The following is an 18,737-nucleotide window of genomic DNA, read 5'->3' on the forward strand; positions in this document are numbered from 1 at the left end:
AATTCAAAATTGAAACTACCTTTGCATTCCCTTTCGGAAGGAAAGTGGTAAAAAGAATGGGAGTTTAGCTCAGTTGGTTCAGAGCATCTGCCTTACAAGCAGAGGGTCGGGGGTTCGAATCCCTCAACTCCCACTCCATTCTTTCAATGAAAATCCATTTTGGGAGTTTAGCTCAGTTGGTTCAGAGCATCTGCCTTACAAGCAGAGGGTCGGGGGTTCGAATCCCTCAACTCCCACATTAGCCTCAGAGAAATCTGGGGCTTTTCTGTTTTTAAGCTACTCGCATTTATATATTTTATCCTCTTCAGATTGATGGATTTTTCATTGGGAAGACCTTTGGTGCCTCATTTAAATGAGATCATAAACACATATTATTGTGGTCATACTGGTAAAGCCAATTGTTGGCTTTTTTTTCAAAGTGAAGTATAGTAACAGAGTGTGAAGTCAAATCCTGAGAGGGCATCTGGATAATTAATTGAAAATAAGAGTCAGCTCAGTTTGTTCAGATCATCCCGATACCATCGGGAGGGTCGGTGGGGCGATATTCGATCGGGATCAACTCCCACATTAGCCTCAGAGAAATCTGGGGCTTTTCTGTTTAAGAGAAAAAAAAGGCCTCAAAGAAAAAATCTTCGAGGCCTTTTTTGACTTTGAGTTTCTACTCCAAATTCAACATAAATCCTGCTCTAAACCATCGGCCAGGCATCTGTACCGTGCCTGACTCGATGTAGTCAGTATCAGTGATATTGGATGCTTCGGCAAAGAATCCGATTTTTCCGATTCGATTGTAATCCACTCGCATGTCCAAAAGGAAATACGGGTCCTGACTGATTCGTTCTACATAGCGCATTTTGGTGTTCCATTCCAGCTTTTGGCCGATTCCGATCAGTGCTCCGCCGATCACTTGGTTTTTCAAAGCAGTCAAGGCATAGCGCGTCTCGATCCCCGGTTGATTGATCAAATTGGCATCGATGTAGTTGTAGGAAAATTGCAGCTCTTTGACCCGAATCAAAGCAGGTGAAGAGGCAAATCGATAGGCAAGAGAAGCCTCGATTCCGTGGAACTTCACTTCGTTGAAGTTTTGAGGCTGCCATGGGGTCTCCTCGTCTGGACGTGTCCACTCGATCAGATCATCCGTGTTTCTGTTGAAATAGACCAATTCAGCAAAAAGGCCAGCCTGATTCCATTTGGCTCCGATTTCAAAGTTTTGGGCTTGCTCTGGTTTCAAATCTGGATTCCCGATGTTGGTAGGTCCCTGATAGTACAAGTCGGTATAGGTAGGGATTCTAAAGCTTTTGCCCAGTCCGGTATAAAATCTCAGTTTTTCGGTGGCTTGAAATCCTAGTTCCATTCCTGGAAAATGCTTCCAGCCATAGTCGTTGTAATAATTGCTATAAATCCCAGCCCGAATGTCAAAGCCTCCAGTCAGGTTGACCAACTGCTCCAAAAAGATGCCTGCGAGCATCCTGTCATGATTTCCCAGATTGGTGCTTTCGATTTTCTCCTCACGGATTTCCAGACCAAGTCCCGTTGTTCCCAATTTACTTTCGTAAGTCCCGTTGGTCTCCAGCGCATAGGTATTGGAGGTGTGGAGGTTTCTGTAAAACTCCGGCTCGTTTCGTCTTAGCAGGTATTCGTCTGCATTTTTTCTCCAGTAAGCCCGTGTATTGAGGTGAAATCTTTCATCCGAAAAGGTGTGGCTCAGCGCCCCGACGGTCGTTTGGATACTTTCCCACTGATCGGGATAGGTACTGGCATAAAACCCATTAGCGCCGAAATCTCGGTCTGTATAGGCGATCATTCCTCTCAGGGAGTGCTTTTCATTCAGGTCAATCCCGTTTTCATAGAAAATATTGCTCACTTGGTAATCGGAATTGTACCAATGTCCATTGGATTCATCATAGGAGATAGCCAAATTTTGCTTGAAGCTTCCGGCAGGCAGAGAACCGGCAAAATTGATTCCTTTCATCCCAAAATCTCCCGCATAGCCTTGCAGGCGTAAGCTTCGGCGATCGGACAGCTCAGTGATCACATTGACAGCGCCGGCATAGGCATTTTGTCCGAAGATTCTGGAGCCAGGCCCTTTCAAAACTTCCACCCGATCGATATTGATCATAGGTACGGGGATATTCATCATGTGATGTCCAGACTGCGGATCGGTCAGCTTGATGCCGTTCAAAAGCATCAGAGTCTGATTAAATGAGCCTCCGCGGATGCCGATGTCGGCTTGGACGCCTGTCACTCCCCGCTGTCGCACATCGACCCCAGGCACAAAAGAAAGTACTTCCTGAAGACTGCGTGCAGGGGTGGTTTCCAGCTGTGGTTTGGTGATGACGGAGATGTTTCTGCTCTGCTTGGAAAATGGAATCTGAATCCGATTTTCCTGAATGATAATCTCTTCCAGATTTTGAGCTGTGGTGTCGTTTTGGGCGTTCGCCTGAAGACTGATCAGGCAGATAGCAGCCGCATAAAACATTTTTCTCATTCGATAGATAGTAATTTTTGCGGGGCAAAAATGAATTGATAAAAGTCAAAATCCAATTTTTAGGCTAGGGCAAAAATATCCCTGCCCCAAACCGCTTGTGAAAAAGGTTCTTGGTGAATTTGAAGAAGCCCTTAATTTTGGGCTTTGCAAAAAATGATACCTATGATCAAAAGAATTATCACAGGCTTGATGTTTTCAGGTTTGCTGGCGGGCAATGTAGCTTTTGCGCAGCAAGGCAAAGAAAACAATCAGGCTATCTTCGGAGAGTTTATGAACAGGAAGGGTACCTATACCCGTACTGCTTCTGGAGTGCCTAGCGAAAACTACTGGCAAAATCAGGCCGACTACCAAATCGAGGTAGCATTGGATGAAGATGCTCATGTTTTGTCTGGGAAAATCAGCATTGCTTATACCAATAACAGCCCCGAGCCTTTGGACTTTGTATGGTTGCAACTGGAGCAAAACCGATTCACTGCCGATTCCAGAGGAACTCTGACCACCCCTGTGCAGGGCAACAGATACAATGGCGATACGGATGGTGGATTTGACATCAGCAATGTGGCTGCGAAAGTGGGCTCCAAAGGGTCTGTCTCTAGCAAGCACCTGATTACGGATACCCGTATGCAAGTTTGGTTTGATCAGCCGATTCCTGCCAAAGGCGGCGAAGCGACTATTTCTATGGATTTTTCATTCAAAGTACCTGTCAAAGGAATGGACAGAATGGGGCGTCTGGAAGTGGAAGATGGATGGATCTATGCCTTTGCGCAATGGTATCCTAAAATGGCCGTCTATGATGACATAGAAGGATGGAATGTAGAGCCTTACTTGGGTGCTGGCGAGTTTTATTTGGAGTATGGCAACTTTGATTACAAAGTGACCGTGCCGTACGATCACATCGTGGTGGGCTCCGGTAAATTGATGAATCCAAAAGAAGTGCTTTCCAAAGAGCTTCAAAATCGCTATGCGCAAGCGCAGGAAAGTGATGAGACAGTGACTCTGATCGGATTGGATGAAATCCAAAATACGGAAGTGACTCGTCCGAAGCAGGATGGTACAGTGACTTGGCATTTTCAGATCGAAAACTCCAGAGATATCGCATTTGCGACGTCCAAGACGTTTATTTGGGATGCTGCGAAAATCAACTTGCCAAGTGGCAAAACGATTTTGGCACAATCTGTCTATCCAAAAGAGTCTCATGGCGAAGAAGCCTGGTCTAGATCTACGGAATACTCCAAAGCTTCTATCGAGCATTATTCTGAGATGTGGTTTGAGTTCCCGTATGCAACTGCTACCAATGTCGCTGCTGATATCGGAGGAATGGAATACCCAGGCTTGAACTTCTGTCGCTATACCTCCAAGGGTCGTGGACTTTGGGGAGTGACGGATCATGAGTTTGGTCACAACTGGTTCCCGATGATCGTCGGAAACAACGAAAGACGCTATGCTTGGATGGATGAAGGCTTCAATACCTTTATCAATCACTACTCTACTTTGGCATTCAATAATGGAGAGTATCCTTCATCTCTGAATCAGACGAGAAGATCAAATACTTATTTCCTAAGCGAAACACGTGAAGGAATCGATACTTATCCTGATGTAGTGGATATCAGTAATCTCGGAATGATTGCGTACAGAAAACCTGCTATCGGATTGATCGTCTTGCGTGAGTATGTCTTAGGTGAGGAGAGATTTGACAATGCTTTCAAGTCCTATATCAAAACTTGGGCTTACAAGCATCCGCAGCCTTCTGACTTTTTCAATCATATGGAAAATGTAGCAGGAGAAAACCTTTCTTGGTTCTGGAGTGGCTGGTTTTATGGCAATGGAAATGTGGATTTGGGTGTATCAGGAGTATTCCCTTATGCGGGCAACTCTCTAGTGGTCTTATCCAATGAAGGCGATATTCCGATGCCAGTTCTAATGGAGATCGAATTTGAAGACGGTACCAAAGAGCGTAAAATGCTTCCTGTCGAAATCTGGCAGCGAGGCAAAGAATGGGCGCATATGATCGAGTCTGAGAAAAAGGTGAAATCCGTGACTGTAGATCCTGATAAGATTCTACCGGATGTCAACTTTTCCAATGACTCTTGGCCTCAAAAAGTTTATGAGGATTAAAACATCAAAAACCCGATCAGTGTGATCGGGTTTTTTTTTGATTCGAAATTATGATTTGGGTGGCAAAAAAGATGAACAGAGGATCGAGTGCTACATACATCGGGCAGCGGACATCTGTCATCAAGCCAATAACCCAAAGAAAACTAAATAATAATGCAAAAGGAGCTATTCATTGGTTTCAGTAATCATCATTGATCTCAAGCCAATAACCATCCGGATCTTGAATGTAGATCTGTCGGATTCCATCTACTCTAGTGGTGATCTTTCCTTTTTCTCCCGGCCAGTCTTCAAAGGGGTAATTGGTCTCTCTTAATCTTTCTATGAAGCTATCCATATCAGCCATGCTAAAGCAAAGGTGATTGGTTTTGGATATTTCTGTGGGAGTGTTCTCGCGCTCTATGAGGTGCAGGGCTGTTCCACCACCGATGTCATACCAGGCATGAATTCCATCTTTGAATGGCTCCTCGATTTCTTGCAGCTTCAGGATTGAGGAGTAGAATTCCATGCTTTCTTTCAAGTCTGAGACATGGACAGCGATGTGGTTTGTTTTGATCTGCGCTATGGAGACTTGAGTTACAGCTGCGAGGAATAGGGTAAAAAGGAATTTTTTCATGGACTGATTTTTTTGGATAGGGTCTTAAAGAAAGTGTTTTTGAAAAGCTGAGGCAAGGATTAATTAATGTGTGTATCCGCTTTTGCACCACAAACCTAATTTCCTTTACTTGATATGGCCGGGTGACCGGTGACGGATGACCGAAGTTTGCTTAAACGGAACTTCGATACTTTTTTCTGGCCGTCTAATAGATTTAAAAACTATAAGTCGAGAAATAATATTAGACAAAAAAGGCTGCCCGTTGGACAGCCTCTTGATTTTTTCTATAAAATGAGAATTTACTCTTCTTCTTCTTCTTGCATTGCAGCACTGCTCAGGTCTGAGGCCATTGCGATTCTTTCTGCTTCGTCAAAAAGCTTCAGTGCCTGAAGATAGACTTCATTGATGTCATTGACCACCATGTAGAATGCGTCATCATCATAGAGCTGTCTGCCCAAGTGTGCTTTCATCAAAGTTCTCAGATATTCCTTGGACTTTTTGTAGTCTTCAGCGTCAAATTTGACCTTGTTCTTTTCGCCTACCTTGATGACTTCTTGAAGCATGGCGTCAGAGAATGTGAACTCATTGTAATATTCCTGAACACTCATATCTGCAAACTTGCTCTTATTGTCCTCGGCGTACTCCAATACAAATTCTCTCGGAGAGTCTGAATTGAATAGACGATTGACATACATAGAGCTAAGGGTCGTGTCAAGAGGAACGAAATAATCCGGCATGATGCCGCCGCCGCCATAGACGATCCGTCCTTTAGAAGTTTCGTATTTCAGACTGTCATTGAACTTGATGCTGTCAGCAGAGAAAAACTCCCCATGCTCATAGCGCTGGATAAAGTCTTTTTCATACTCCTCATGATTGGCTTCATAAGGTTTTTGAATAGATCTGCCAGAAGGAGTATAGTATCGCGCAATTGTCAATCGAAGTTCCGCACCATCCGAAAGATCGATTGGCATTTGTACCAGCCCTTTTCCAAATGATCTTCTTCCGACGATCAAGCCTCGGTCATTGTCCTGAATAGCGCCGGCAAGAATTTCTGATGCGGAAGCTGAGCCTTCATTCACTAGCACGATTACAGATCCTTGCTCGAAGATGCCGGGTCTGAACGCGTAAGCTTTTTGACTGTATTGGTCTACTTTCCCTTCTTGTGATACGATCAGTGCTTTTTCGCCTAGGATTTCATCGGCGATATTGATAGCAGCTCCCATATAGCCTCCTGGGTTGCCCTGAAGGTCAATGATCAACTTCTGCATGCCCTGCGCTTTCAGCTCATTGACAGACTCTTTGAATTCATCATAAGTAGTCGCAGCAAATCGCGTGATTTTGACATAGCCGATTTCCTTATTGACCATGTAGGAAGCATTGATGCTGTATTGAGGGATTTTGTCCCGGGTGATATCAAAAGTGATCAGTTCAGGTTGATTTTTACGCTTGATATCGACTACGACTTGCGAACCCTTTGGGCCTCTCAAGAGATCAAATACATCCCGGTTGGTGACGCCTGTACCGGCTACAGTTTTACCATCGACTTTGATGATCTGGTCGCCAGATTGGATGCCGAGTGCTTCGGAAGGTCCACCAGTCAGAGGAGCTACCACGTAGATCGTGTCTCGGATGATGCCAAATTCCACTCCGATTCCGTCAAACTCCCCGTCTAGTTGGGATTGGGCCAGGGAAGCATCCCTAGCAGGAATATAGCTGGAGTGAGGATCTAGGTTTTCCAGCATCTTGGTGATGCCGAATTCCACCAGTTCATTGGTGTTGACACTGTCTACATAGTCCCTATTGATATAAGTCATGATTTCCTGGAGCTTGTAAAGGGCCGCTCTCAGGTCATTTTGATTACTTTTAGGTTCTGCAAAAGTGGCTCCGATCCAGATGCCGGCTGAAATAGCCAAAGCCAAAATAATAGGAAGCCTGATTTGCGCTTTTGAATTCTTAGTCTCGCTCACGATTTTAAACTTTCGTTGGTTATTTTCTTATCAAAAACTACTGCCAAAAAGGAGTGTTTCAAAGAGGTTTGTGATAAACTTGGTAAAAGTTTATACGACGGGATCAGATAAAGGTCGGATAAAATCCCCAGTTTTCTATTAAAATAAATTATTTTTGTGAAATGCGGACAGAGCAAAATTTCAATAAAGTTTTAGTGGGGGATCTTGTATCCGAAAACTATGTTTTTGCCTCTGTGCTGCATTATTTTGGAATCAGCTTTTACCAATATCCTACTCAATCGCTGGAGCAGGTGTGCAAAAAACATAAGGTAAAACCGGGTCAGTTGATCTCAGAACTGGAAGCTTGGGCGGCACGAAAAGAGCCTAGTACAGAAGAGCTTTATCTGAATCCCATAGAGGTGCTGGTCGCCTATCTCAAAAAGAAACACTATTACTTTGTTCGTCAAGAACTTCCCTTTTTATCCAATTTGATTTCTGGTATTAGTCCGGAAAAAGAATTTCAGGGATTGATGAATGACCTGAGGATTTTGTTTCCACTTTTTGTAGAAGACTTCATCCATCACATCCATGAGGAGGAAAGCCGACTCTTTAAAAGAATCGAATTGCTTCAGGATATTGAAGACGGCAACTTTTCACTGCACGATGCCCTGATTATTTTGCAGAGAGATCCTGTCAAATCTTTGGCAGATGAGCATGAAATCCACGATGATGAAATGGAAGGAATCAGGAAGCTGACTTCGGACTACACACTCGCAGAAGATGCTCCTCTGACCATGCGGGTCTTGTACCATGAGCTTCAAAATTTTGAACAAGAGCTGATCATCCATGCCCAAATCGAGGATGAACTGCTTTTTCCTAAGGCGATAGAGCTGGAAAAGGAAGCCATCAGAAAAATCACCAACAAAATAAAAATCAACTAATGCCCAGAGTTTTAGCCATTGATCTGGGGACCAAACGCACAGGATTGGCAGTGACCGATCCATTGCAGATGCTGGCCAATCCCTTGGAAACGATCGAGACATCCACGTTGCTGGATTACTTGAAAAAATACATCCAGCGGGAAGAGGTAGAGGCGATCGTGCTAGGGTATCCCCGAAAATTGAATGGAGAAGAAACGGAAATGACTCCAAAGGTGTTGGCGATGAAGGAGACGCTAGTTCAGGCTTTTCCAAATTTAAAAATAGAATTGGTGGACGAGCGCTTTACCTCCAAAATGGCCATGCAGTCGATGATTGCCATGGGCAGCAAAAAGAAAGACCGACGAGAAAAGTCCGGGAATCTGGACAAGGTCAGTGCCGCCATCATCTTACAGTCGTATTTAGATAGAAAATGATATATCCGATCGTAGCTTACGGAAACCCGATATTGAAGCGGGAAGCAGAGGAAATAAAAGAAGGAACAGACCTGAATAAATTAATCGAGGACATGTATGCCACCATGGATCATGCCAGTGGTGTAGGTCTTGCTGCGCCCCAGATCAATCAGGGAGTGAGGCTTTTTGTCATCGACAGTACCTTGATGCTGGATGAGGAAGACGAAGAGACAGGCATTCGCCGCGCATTTATCAATCCCATTATTTTGGATGAATATGGCAATAAATTCTCTTTTGAAGAGGGATGTTTGAGTATTCCGGATGTGAGAGCAGAAATTATCCGTCCTGAGACATTGACGATCGAGTATTTTGACGAAAACTGGAACCTGAAAGAAGAGGAGTTTTCGGGAATGACCGCCCGAGTGATCCAGCATGAATATGACCATCTTGAAGGGGTTCTTTTCGTGGATTACCTCAAGGGCCTAAAGAAAAGACTCGTGCAGTCCAAACTCATCGAAGTGAGCAAAGGGAAAGTGTCCACGGATTACAGAATGGTCTACCCGGTCAAGTAAATGAATACCTCGCTACACATAGCGATGATCCAAACGGATCTTTATTGGAAAGACAAAGTGGCCAATCTGGCCATGCTGGAAGAGAAGATCTGGGGAATTGAGGAAGAAGTCGATTTGATTGTGCTACCTGAGATGTTCCCAACTGGATTTAGCATGGATGCTGAGGAGCTGGCCGAACCTATGAATCTGACTGTCTGCAAATGGATGAAGCAAATGGCTTCCCAGAAAAAAGCAGTCGTATGTGGCAGCGCGATCGTCGTGGCTGGAGGAGAATATTTCAACCGTTTTTTGTGGGCGCAGCCTTCTGGCGAAATTCAATTTTACGACAAACGTCATTTGTTTCGAATGGCTGAGGAGCATGATCACTTTTCGGCCGGACAATCCCAACCTGTTTTTGAATGGAAAGGGTGGAAGATCCTTCCGCAGGTTTGTTATGATCTGAGGTTTCCCATTTGGTCCAGAAATCAGCATAGTGATGAGGGGATGGCATTTGACCTCATGCTTTATATAGCATCCTGGCCCGCACCAAGAGCTTCGGCGTGGGATATTTTGTTGCCAGCGAGAGCGGTAGAAAATCTCGCTTATGCCATAGGGGTCAATCGGGTGGGGATAGACGGCAATCAAATCCCATATGTAGGTCATTCTGCCGTGTATGATTTCAAAGGCAATGCCGCTATTCACTTGGGAGAAGACGAATCAATCGGCCTCATCACGCTTCACAAAGAGGAGCTTTTGGCCTATAGGGAGAAGTTTCCTGCCTGGATGGATGCCGACGATTTTGAGATCAGGAATAGAAACTGACTTTGGTTTTGGTATTCCATTAATGGAATTTGATACCAGGATATTTTCCGTATTTTAGCCCCGCAATTTTCTAGCTCTTTTTCTCCTTTTTCTGTTGAAATCTCGGGCTACGGATCGATCGGATCTAGCACGAGTAAGAGAAAAATGACATTTTAATACCTATTTCGTATAGTTCTAATCATGAGCAATCAGACCCCAAAAATTCTTTACACATTGACGGATGAGGCTCCCGCCTTAGCCACTTATTCCTTACTTCCTATCGTGCAGGCTTTTACCAAATCTGCTGATGTATTGGTAGAGACCAGAGATATTTCACTTTCAGGAAGGATTATTGCCAATTTCCCAGAGTTTCTCAAGCCGGAGCAGCAAATCGGTGATGCATTGGCTGAGTTGGGTGAAATCGCCAAAACTCCAGAAGCAAACATTGTCAAGCTTCCTAATATTTCCGCTTCAGTGCCTCAGCTGAAAGCAGCGATCAAAGAATTGCAAGCTAAAGGGTATGCTTTGCCAGACTATCCCGAGGAACCAAAAACCGACGAGGAGAAGACCGTCAAAGCAAAATATGATAAAATCAAAGGATCTGCTGTAAACCCAGTGTTGAGAGAGGGCAACTCAGATCGAAGAGCTCCTCAAGCAGTAAAAGCTTATGCCAAAAAGCATCCTCACTCCATGGGGAAATGGTCTCCTGAGTCCAAATCACATGTAGCGAGCATGAGCGAAGGAGATTTCTACGGAAGTGAGCAGTCTACCACTTTGGCGGAGGCAACCTCTGTGGTAATCGAATTGACCGGAGCGGATAGTCAAAAAGTAATCCTTAAATCTGGATTGAAACTTCAAAAAGGAGAGGTGATCGATGCCTCGACTATGAGCATTGCTGCATTGAAGTCATTCTTGAAAAAAGTAAAGGCTGAAGCGAAAGCAGCAGGTATTCTTTTTTCCTTGCATATGAAAGCAACCATGATGAAGGTATCTGACCCGATCATCTTCGGTCATGCTGTGAAAGTGTTTTTTGAGCCCGTGTTTGCCAAGCATGCTGCTGCTCTAGAAGCGGCGGGAGTGGATGTGAATAATGGTTTTGGAGATTTGTTGGCGAGCATCGAGAAGCTTCCAGCTGATCAAAAAACAGCAATCCTAGCGGATATCGACGCTTGCTATGCAGATAGTCCGGACTTGGCGATGGTGAATTCTGACAAAGGAATTACCAACCTTCATGTGCCATCAGATGTGATTATCGATGCATCTATGCCAGCGATGATCAGAAGCTCTGGTCAGATGTGGAACAAAGCAGGTAAGCTACAAGATACTGTGGCGGTGATTCCAGATAGAAGTTATGCAGGCGTCTATCAAGCGACCATTGATTTCTGTAAAAGACATGGGGCTTTCGATCCTTCTACGATGGGTTCAGTACCCAATGTAGGCTTGATGGCCCAGAAGGCAGAAGAGTATGGCTCTCATGACAAGACTTTTGAAATCCCTTTTGACGGAACTGTTGAGGTGAAGGCAGAAGATGGTTCAGTTTTGTTGAGTCATTCTGTAGAGAAAGGCGATATCTGGAGAATGTGCCAGACCAAGGATGCTCCGATTCAGGACTGGGTAAAATTGGCTGTGACTCGTGCAAGACTTTCCAATACTCCTGCCGTATTCTGGTTGGATCCGCAGCGTGCACACGATGCAGAATTGATCAAAAAAGTGAACGCATACCTTCCTGAGCACGACACAGATGGATTGGAAATTCACATTTTGTCTCCTATAGAAGCTACCAATTTCTCTTTGGCCAGAATCAAAGAAGGGATGGATACCATCTCTGTGACCGGAAACGTATTAAGGGATTATTTGACTGACTTGTTCCCGATTTTGGAATTGGGTACCAGTGCCAAAATGCTATCTATCGTTCCTTTGATGAATGGGGGAGGTTTGTTTGAAACCGGTGCTGGTGGATCAGCTCCTAAGCATGTGGAGCAGTTCACTTCCGAAGGCCATTTGAGATGGGATTCTTTGGGTGAATTTTTAGCCTTGGCTGTTTCCTTAGAGCACTTGGGACAGACTTTCCATAATGAAAAAGCCTTGCTTTTGGCGGCAACATTGGATGCCGCTACCGGCAAATGGTTGGAAAATGATAAATCACCTGCCAGAGTCGTAGGCAAACTGGATAATAGAGGTAGTCATTTCTATTTGGCTCTTTACTGGGCTGAGGCGCTGGCTGCTCAAAATAAAGATGCGGCCCTTCAGGCAAAGTTTGCTCCGATTGCGCAAGCCTTAGGAGAAAAGGCTGCTCAAATCGAAGCAGAGCTAAATGGGGCGCAAGGTGTGCCAGTAGCCATTGGAGGCTACTACAGGCCTGATGAATCCTTGGCTTCTACAGCGATGAGGCCAAGCGCCACGCTCAATGAGATTTTAGCTCAACTAGCATAAGCAATGAAAACCGGGATATTGTCCCGGTTTTTTGCTTTTTATTGGTGAAGAACTGTATTTTCGTCACTTATAGATCAAAATCCAGCGCTCATGTAATTGCGCGTCTGTTTTGGATTTATTTTTCCATATTAATTTTTAGACCATACGAAGTGAAATGATCAGAGCAATTCTTGTGGATGATGAAAAGCATGCGCTTGAATCATTGGAGATTCTTTTAGAATTGAATTTTCCGGGCAAGTTTCAAATTCTTGCCAAGTGTAGTTCTGTAGCGCAAGCCTTGCCTGCTATACAAAAATTTGATCCCGACCTTGTTTTTTTGGATATCCAGATGCCACAGCAAAATGGATTTTCCTTGCTGGAGAGTCTTCCATTTCGGGAGTTTGAGGTGATTTTCACTACAGCTCATCAGGAGTATGGAATAGAAGCGATCAAAAATGAGGCCTTTGATTATCTGCTAAAACCTATCGATATCGTCGAGCTGAATAAGACTGTTTCTCGGTATCTGAACAAACTTAAGTCTAAAGAGGATGCCGAAGCCAAATTGGAGAGCCAGCTTCGAGGAAATCAAATGATCAGGCTGAAATCCCAAACGCACGATGATTTTGTCTCACTAGATGAGATTCTTTACCTGGAAGCTTCTGGCAACTACACAGTTTTTCATTTGGAAAGTGGAGAAAAACTAACCGTCACCAAGCTTTTGCTCCACTATGAAAAGCGCTTAAAATCCAGCAACCTTTTTACTCGAGTCCATGATAAGATCTTGGTGAATTGTACCAAAATGCATCGCTATGAGAAGAAAGAGGGAATGATGATCCTGAAGAACGGCGACAAAATCTCTGTTTCTGTCAGAAAGAGTGCAAATCTGAAAGATGGGTTTTATTAAGAAGCTGCTTTTTCTTTTTTGGATCTTTTTGGTCCTCGTGAGTTCAGCTCATTCTCAGCAAGTTCCATCTCATAATTTTACCACGGCCGATGGACTTCCCAATAATGCTATTAGATCACTATTGGTAGATTCTAGGGGGATTTTGTGGATTGGTACTGAAAATGGACTATCTAAATTTGAAAACGGTGTTTTTCAAAACTTCTATGAGGAAGATGGATTGGGTTTTAATAGCTGTTGGGCTATAGCCGAAGACAAGAATGGAAATCTATGGTTTGGAAGCTATGGAGGGGGGGGGGCAGTTTTTGATGGAAGTGAATTTCATGTTTTTACGGAAGAAGATGGATTGACTGACAATAGGATCAGGCGATTTTATGCTTATAAGGACCAAATGCTGATTGGTACCGAAGATGGAGTCAGCGTTGCGGATATTCACACTTTTGACATTCATCCTATTCCCGCCACTCAAAAGGAAAATGATCTCAATTATACCACTGGCTTTTTTGAAAATGGAGACCATTTGTTTTTTACCACATATCGGAGCGGAACTTATGAGCTGGATCTCTCTGGAGATAGTCCCAAAGTTTCTCTTGTAAATGAATGGCTTCCTATTTATTCGATATTTCAGAAAGGAGAAGATTTATTTTTGGCGGACAAAGGGTCTATCAAAAAAGTACGGCTTTCTGATTTTTTGAATGGAGAAAAGCCTTCTGAAAGCTTCGGGCAGTCAATTGTATGGCAAGAGCTAGAAGGTCTCCAAGGAGAAAGTTTTCTGATTGCTGCCAGTACATTTTCCAAAGATGGCGGGGTGTTTTGCTATCGTGATGGAACTTTGGAAAACCTCAATGCTTGGTTTGGTGTCGAGTCAAAGTTTATTCAGGCTGGGGCTATTGACAGAGATCGGAAGTTGCTTTTTCTTGGCTCTCAAACCAAAGGTCTTTATCAGGTTAGGCTGGATGATGCGATTATCTATGAGCAACTGGATCAATTGGAGGTGAAGGGGATCGCAGGTGACAGCGTGAAACACGGGATTTTGACGAACGAAGGGCTAGAAATACGTGATGCAAAAGGCGATGTGAATTTCGCCAAAGCAGTAGACTTGAAGCAAAAACAAGCAGAATATTACCGATTTTATCCTTCCAAAATCCCCCAACATAGTGATGGGTTTTTTGAATTGGACCCGAATATACCTGCTGAGGAGATTGAGTTTTACGAGCTACACAAGCAGGAGGGATCTTTTTGGGCAAATTCGAATATTGGCATTTTTCAGCTGAGTCTGGATGGGAAGCTGCAGAACTATCTCCCCGTACATGCCTATAGTATAGGCTTCACTCCGTCAGGCGAACTCTTGGAGACAAGTCCTTATGCCGGGGTTCGGATTTATTCAGATCCTGCCAAGATGGAATACAGCTATCATCAGCCAGATCATCCTCATACGCCTTTGCAAATAGTGCAGGTGATTACTTCCCAAAATCGGACTTTTTTAGCCTCCGTCTTTCATGGGTTGTATCAGTATGAGCATCAGAATTTTTTGTCCTACAAAAAAGCCGAGATCTGGGATGAATTGAAGTTTAAAACCTTACATGATTTGGGAGACGGGAAGCTGCTAGTAGGGACAGAGTTTGGAGATCTTTATCAGATTCAAGTCGAGCCGGAATTCGAAATCTTGAGAAAATGGCCGAAAGAAGAGTTGCTGGGGACTTCAATTCTTTTTATCGAATCCTTTCAAGATGTGTTTCTTATCGGAACCGAACTCGGTCTTCATATTTTGAAGGGAGATGAGATTCGATTTTGGTCTCAAGGTGGAGGGGATTTTGACCGGGTGTACAAAAATGCTAAGCGGATTGAGGACAAATTGTACATCGGGCTGGATAAGGGTTTTTATGTCTTGGATATTCCGGGCCTGATATCAAAGGAATATGCTCCAATTCAACTGGCAATATCTGAGCTCAAGGTCAACGCGAAACCTGTTTCGTCCTCTGAATTTCGTTGGTTTGTCTATCAGGGAGGATCGATGAATCTGGACGCCCAAGAAAATTCTCTGGCGCTTCGTTTTCAGCCGAAAGGAAACTTGAATGAAAGCAAACTTCGCTACCGCTATCGTATCAAGCCTGATGCAGATTGGACAGAGTTTGGTGATGAGCCGCTCATTGAATTGACCTTTTTGCCATCCGGAAAATATAAAGTGGAGGTGGAAACTCACGATTTGTTTTCTGGGAAAATTTCAAAATCCGAGTTGCTCAGTTTCTCAATTGCGCGGCCTTATTTTTTGCAAGCCTGGTTTTTGATTTTGGTGGGATTGGGCTTGGTAAGCTTGTTTTTCTTGATTTACCAAATAAGGATGAAGCAGGTAAAAAATAGATCTCAGCTTAAGGAAAGATTGACTGAGCTCAAACTGGAAGCATTGCAATCCCAGATGAACCCGCATTTTATTTTCAATGCGATCAATAGCATTCAATATTATATCCTGAAAAAAGACACTTCTCAAGCCTTGGAATACTTGGGTAAATTCAGCCGATTGATCCGGAGTACACTGGAGCAGAGTAGTAAGAGTCAGGTAACTTTGAAGGAGGAAATCGCCTATCTGACCAAGTACATCGAGGTGGAAAATATCCGGATGGATAATCGAGTTCGGTGGGAAATTCAGGGGAATGCGCTGGATAAGAAAGATGATGTCCTACTACCGCCCATGCTGATTCAGCCTTTAGTGGAGAATGTATTCAATCATGCCTTTGCAATCGAGCATCCTGATCCCAAACTGACGATCACGTATGATTTCTTGCCCGACCATCGTCTACTCTGTATAGTCAAGGACAATGGTACAGGGATGGGGCATTCGGATAGGGCTCATGAATCCAAAGGCATCCAAATGATTCGTGAAAAGCTCAGCCTCCTGCCCGGCTACTCACCCAAAAGCCTCACGATTCACTCCAGTTCTAATGGGTGTGAAGTGCGGGTGATTGTTTTTTGTGGGTAAAAAATTGACGCTTATTCAGAGTTTTGAGGCAGTTGTTAAACATCCATAAGTCAACCTGTTCGAATCCATATTTTTAAATAAAAAGAATGATTCCATTAATAGCAGCAGCAATAGCCTTAATAGGCGTAGCAACCGGAGGGTATCACTTTTTTAAAGAGAAGAACACAATTTATATTACCACCCTTGGCCTTAGAGGTAGCGGAAAAACAATACTACAACTTGCAATAAGGAACATTGCCCCTGAAAAATACCTGACTATTTCCACTGATGAGTTAGACGAGGTAATTCTAAAAAGAGGAGAGAATTCTATTACAATAAAAAAGGGTAACGATATTTCAGGCGATCCAGCCATGCTGCGTAGTTACACGACAGAAGAAATCGAAAAATCAGACGTTGTCTTCTGCCTATTTAATGCAAATGATTTTTTGATTGAGAAGGATCACCCAAGGAACGAGGTTTTTAGCTATTTCACCAAAATTGTAATCCCGAGTATCGATAGTTCTAAGAGAATGTTTTTTGTTGGAACTCATGCAGATCTACTACCTAAAAGAGCGCAAAATCAAAAAGAAATAATGGGTCTTCTAAAACAATCCATCAAAGAAAATAATAAGAATTTCGAGTTGAAAGCAGATGCTTTTATTTTCCTTGATCTGACAAAAAAAGAAGAGATTGAAAAATTAGTGGAAAAACTGTTTAAATGATGGAGAATATAGTTTTTATTCAGCATGAAAAGCTCTCAGGGTCGTCTTATATTTTTTTAAATGAAGAACTTCTTTCTAAAAGCAAGGCCAGTACAATTAATTTGAAAGAAAGATTTTCACCTAGTGGTTTTAACGCCAAATTAAAAAAAATAAAGCACCCGAAAACAACGGTGAAAAGGACCCTTTTTGGAAGTTTCATCATCACCGGTTGCTTAAATGAAAAAGATGAAATTGGTAGGACAATGATGTTTAGCTGTTCTTTTTCAGGTTCAAAAAATGAGTTTGAAAAATACATAATTCATTGTCTCTCTCAGATTAACAAAACCATCAATCCTATTAGCTTATTGCAAATACAGGATGGGATCCAAAGATTCACTCTCGTGAAGACTATGGTCGTCACCTCGGCACTCGCAATCACTGCATACTTAATTTTCAAATAACAATGTTGAAAGACTCTCCTCAATCAATAATTATATTGAATGATTTAGACCATCGTTCTCTAAAATACAATCCAAGTTTTACCGGAGATGATAAGAATGAATTTTTATCCATTGAGAGGATGCCGGGAAAAATGAAATTCCCTGGAGGAGTAGAAGTAAATCAAACCTATATCCTTCACCCTTTTTCACCTAACTCCTACTACCCTATCTCTTTTGATAGAGATAAAATCCAAAGAATGAAAATGCAAAAATTTAGTCAACTAGCTGGACATCTTGGTGCTAAATCATTTCAATCAAAAATTTCCTCTTACAAGAAATTCGGGTTTAAGATTAATGGAAATGCAAAAATAGAAACCTTTAAATTCTCAGCTGGAGAAAACGCAGGAGCTGAGTTTACTTTTGAAAGAGAAAAAAAATATAAATTAAAAAACACTTACTCAGAGATCGATACTCCTGCCTTTAATAAGGCAATTGATTATGCTCGTCAGACAGGCTTAGATAAAGATGAGGAAATGATGGATTTCGTCAATTCCCGAAACCCTGAGAATCCAAGTTTACTAACATCTCAAACTATTTCTACAAGCTTGAGCACCGAGTTAAATTTTGCTATAACATATGCCGCACATTTAAATGCTATGGTTAAGAAACTTAATCTTGGAACTAACATAGGATTGGATGCGAATGTGTTTTTTTTAGAACACATTGATTTGGACATCAAAATTCAATTTTAAAAAATATATGCCCACCCACCTCTGCGAATACTGCGGCACTCCATCGCCTTCCATCACCATGCTGACCAGCATGACTTGTCCTCGGCATCCTAGGGGAGCTCATCAAGGGAAGCATAAGCTATATGAAGGAGGCCAGATGCAGAGCTATACCTGTAAATTTTGTGGGATCACAAATCCAAGTCTTATCAATCTCACATCCATGAAATGTCCCCATCATCCTAATGGACATAGCCATGGATTTCACTCCCCAGCACTTTAAATAAAATTATGTCCAGACCCTACCATAGAGGAGAAATCAACAAAGCCTTCGAAAAAGTCAAAGCAGAACTTCACGCTCAAGCGGTGTTAAAAGGTGGAGGAAGAGCTTCCTATCTTGACTCTTATACCGGAGCACAGCTCTGGGGAGGGGACCCTTATGATTACGATCATATCTATCCCTCAGAGATGGTTCATTCTTTGTATAAGGATCAGTTTTCGGATCTAGAGATCGCAGAGATCGTCAATGTTCCTGAGAATATCGCGGTGACTCTTCGAAGTATCAATCAATCAAAGGGAAAGAAGAGCCCAGAATTGTGGTTGGAAGATCCTCGTCTATTGACTGCTAATTTGGTTGATCTAAACCTACTCCGTTCTGCCATACAAAAAGCAAAAGCAGCAATCGATAGAAAAGTGATAGCGCTGGGAGGGCAGATTGCTACAGTTATCTACTAATTTGACACAGCTGTTTATTTCCAGATATTCTAAAAGTTTAA

Annotated in this window: 15 protein-coding genes and 2 tRNA genes; 14 read left to right on the forward strand and 3 right to left on the reverse strand. The window is 43.0% G+C overall.

Features of this window, described 5'->3' with window-relative positions:
• Window positions 1–58 precede the first annotated feature (58 nt).
• Window positions 59–133, forward strand: a tRNA-Val gene (locus tag G460_RS0110875).
• 28 nt (window positions 134–161) lie between these two features.
• Window positions 162–236 (forward strand) — tRNA-Val (locus tag G460_RS0110880).
• Between the two features lie 422 nt (window positions 237–658).
• Here the strand turns inward: G460_RS0110880 and G460_RS0110885 are convergent.
• A complete protein-coding gene (locus tag G460_RS0110885) occupies window positions 659–2,485 on the reverse strand; it encodes a TonB-dependent receptor (protein ID WP_026955380.1) in 1,827 nt (608 codons plus the stop codon).
• A 162-nt stretch (window positions 2,486–2,647) separates the two neighbouring features.
• On the opposite strand from G460_RS0110885, the gene G460_RS0110890 reads away from it, so the two are divergent.
• Entirely contained in the window at window positions 2,648–4,600 is a 1,953-nt protein-coding gene (locus G460_RS0110890) for a M1 family metallopeptidase (RefSeq protein ID WP_035464307.1), read from the forward strand.
• A 178-nt stretch (window positions 4,601–4,778) separates the two neighbouring features.
• Here the strand turns inward: G460_RS0110890 and G460_RS0110900 are convergent, their stop codons facing one another.
• Window positions 4,779–5,213: a VOC family protein gene (locus G460_RS0110900; RefSeq protein WP_026955382.1), complete on the reverse strand. Its 435-nt coding sequence runs from the start codon at window positions 5,211–5,213 to the stop codon at window positions 4,779–4,781.
• A 278-nt stretch (window positions 5,214–5,491) separates the two neighbouring features.
• Entirely contained in the window at window positions 5,492–7,159 is a 1,668-nt protein-coding gene (locus G460_RS0110905) for a S41 family peptidase (RefSeq protein ID WP_035464308.1), read from the reverse strand.
• Between the two features lie 161 nt (window positions 7,160–7,320).
• On the opposite strand from G460_RS0110905, the gene G460_RS0110910 reads away from it, so the two are divergent.
• The 11 genes from G460_RS0110910 to G460_RS21790 all read left to right on the forward strand — a co-directional run bounded on the left by G460_RS0110910 (window position 7,321) and on the right by G460_RS21790 (window position 18,696).
• Complete coding sequence (locus G460_RS0110910; RefSeq protein WP_026955384.1) at window positions 7,321–8,079, forward strand: hemerythrin domain-containing protein; 759 nt, start codon at window positions 7,321–7,323, stop codon at window positions 8,077–8,079.
• Window positions 8,079–8,492, forward strand: a complete 414-nt coding sequence (ruvX, locus tag G460_RS0110915) for a Holliday junction resolvase RuvX (protein ID WP_026955385.1) — start codon at window positions 8,079–8,081, stop codon at window positions 8,490–8,492. The genes G460_RS0110910 and ruvX overlap by 1 nt, the downstream gene beginning before the upstream one ends.
• Entirely contained in the window at window positions 8,489–9,043 is a 555-nt protein-coding gene (gene def / locus G460_RS0110920; protein WP_026955386.1) for a peptide deformylase, read from the forward strand. Before ruvX ends, def begins: the two co-directional genes overlap by 4 nt.
• Window positions 9,044–9,844 (forward strand): amidohydrolase, encoded by an 801-nt coding sequence (locus tag G460_RS0110925; RefSeq protein ID WP_026955387.1) that lies wholly within the window; start codon window positions 9,044–9,046, stop codon window positions 9,842–9,844.
• A 180-nt stretch (window positions 9,845–10,024) separates the two neighbouring features.
• Window positions 10,025–12,256 (forward strand): NADP-dependent isocitrate dehydrogenase, encoded by a 2,232-nt coding sequence (locus G460_RS0110930; protein WP_026955388.1) that lies wholly within the window; start codon window positions 10,025–10,027, stop codon window positions 12,254–12,256.
• A 154-nt stretch (window positions 12,257–12,410) separates the two neighbouring features.
• Entirely contained in the window at window positions 12,411–13,139 is a 729-nt protein-coding gene (locus G460_RS0110935) for a LytR/AlgR family response regulator transcription factor (RefSeq protein WP_026955389.1), read from the forward strand.
• Entirely contained in the window at window positions 13,126–16,113 is a 2,988-nt protein-coding gene (locus G460_RS0110940; RefSeq protein WP_026955390.1) for a histidine kinase, read from the forward strand. The genes G460_RS0110935 and G460_RS0110940 overlap by 14 nt, the downstream gene beginning before the upstream one ends.
• An 86-nt stretch (window positions 16,114–16,199) precedes the next feature.
• The gene (locus tag G460_RS0110945) at window positions 16,200–16,814 is read left to right on the forward strand and encodes a GTPase domain-containing protein (protein ID WP_026955391.1); all 615 of its coding nucleotides are present in this window, start codon (window positions 16,200–16,202) and stop codon (window positions 16,812–16,814) included.
• The gene (locus G460_RS0110950; RefSeq protein ID WP_026955392.1) at window positions 16,811–17,254 is read left to right on the forward strand and encodes a hypothetical protein; all 444 of its coding nucleotides are present in this window, start codon (window positions 16,811–16,813) and stop codon (window positions 17,252–17,254) included. The genes G460_RS0110945 and G460_RS0110950 overlap by 4 nt, the downstream gene beginning before the upstream one ends.
• A 2-nt stretch (window positions 17,255–17,256) precedes the next feature.
• Window positions 17,257–17,985 carry a hypothetical protein gene (locus G460_RS0110955; protein WP_026955393.1) on the forward strand — a complete coding sequence of 243 codons (729 nt, stop codon included), beginning with the start codon at window positions 17,257–17,259 and terminating at the stop codon, window positions 17,983–17,985.
• 267 nt (window positions 17,986–18,252) lie between these two features.
• A complete protein-coding gene (locus G460_RS21790) occupies window positions 18,253–18,696 on the forward strand; it encodes a hypothetical protein (protein ID WP_051316011.1) in 444 nt (147 codons plus the stop codon).
• Window positions 18,697–18,737: the final 41 nt, after the last annotated feature.

Source organism: Algoriphagus vanfongensis DSM 17529 (genome assembly GCF_000429465.1).
Classification (GTDB): domain Bacteria; phylum Bacteroidota; class Bacteroidia; order Cytophagales; family Cyclobacteriaceae; genus Algoriphagus; species Algoriphagus vanfongensis.

Excerpts from the sequence above, each read along its gene's own strand:
- G460_RS21790 (WP_051316011.1), top strand. The coding sequence starts at position 18,253 with ATGTCCAGACCCTACCATAGAGGAGAAATCAACAAAGCCTTCGAAAAA.
- def (WP_026955386.1), top strand. The coding sequence starts at position 8,489 with ATGATATATCCGATCGTAGCTTACGGAAACCCGATATTGAAGCGGGAA.
- G460_RS0110885 (WP_026955380.1), bottom strand. The coding sequence starts at position 2,485 with ATGAGAAAAATGTTTTATGCGGCTGCTATCTGCCTGATCAGTCTTCAG.
- G460_RS0110930 (WP_026955388.1), top strand. The coding sequence starts at position 10,025 with ATGAGCAATCAGACCCCAAAAATTCTTTACACATTGACGGATGAGGCT.
- G460_RS0110940 (WP_026955390.1), top strand. The coding sequence starts at position 13,126 with ATGGGTTTTATTAAGAAGCTGCTTTTTCTTTTTTGGATCTTTTTGGTC.
- ruvX (WP_026955385.1), top strand. The coding sequence starts at position 8,079 with ATGCCCAGAGTTTTAGCCATTGATCTGGGGACCAAACGCACAGGATTG.
- G460_RS0110925 (WP_026955387.1), top strand. The coding sequence starts at position 9,044 with ATGAATACCTCGCTACACATAGCGATGATCCAAACGGATCTTTATTGG.
- G460_RS0110945 (WP_026955391.1), top strand. The coding sequence starts at position 16,200 with ATGATTCCATTAATAGCAGCAGCAATAGCCTTAATAGGCGTAGCAACC.
- G460_RS0110955 (WP_026955393.1), top strand. The coding sequence starts at position 17,257 with ATGTTGAAAGACTCTCCTCAATCAATAATTATATTGAATGATTTAGAC.
- G460_RS0110935 (WP_026955389.1), top strand. The coding sequence starts at position 12,411 with ATGATCAGAGCAATTCTTGTGGATGATGAAAAGCATGCGCTTGAATCA.
- G460_RS0110900 (WP_026955382.1), bottom strand. The coding sequence starts at position 5,213 with ATGAAAAAATTCCTTTTTACCCTATTCCTCGCAGCTGTAACTCAAGTC.
- G460_RS0110910 (WP_026955384.1), top strand. The coding sequence starts at position 7,321 with ATGCGGACAGAGCAAAATTTCAATAAAGTTTTAGTGGGGGATCTTGTA.
- G460_RS0110950 (WP_026955392.1), top strand. The coding sequence starts at position 16,811 with ATGATGGAGAATATAGTTTTTATTCAGCATGAAAAGCTCTCAGGGTCG.
- G460_RS0110890 (WP_035464307.1), top strand. The coding sequence starts at position 2,648 with ATGATCAAAAGAATTATCACAGGCTTGATGTTTTCAGGTTTGCTGGCG.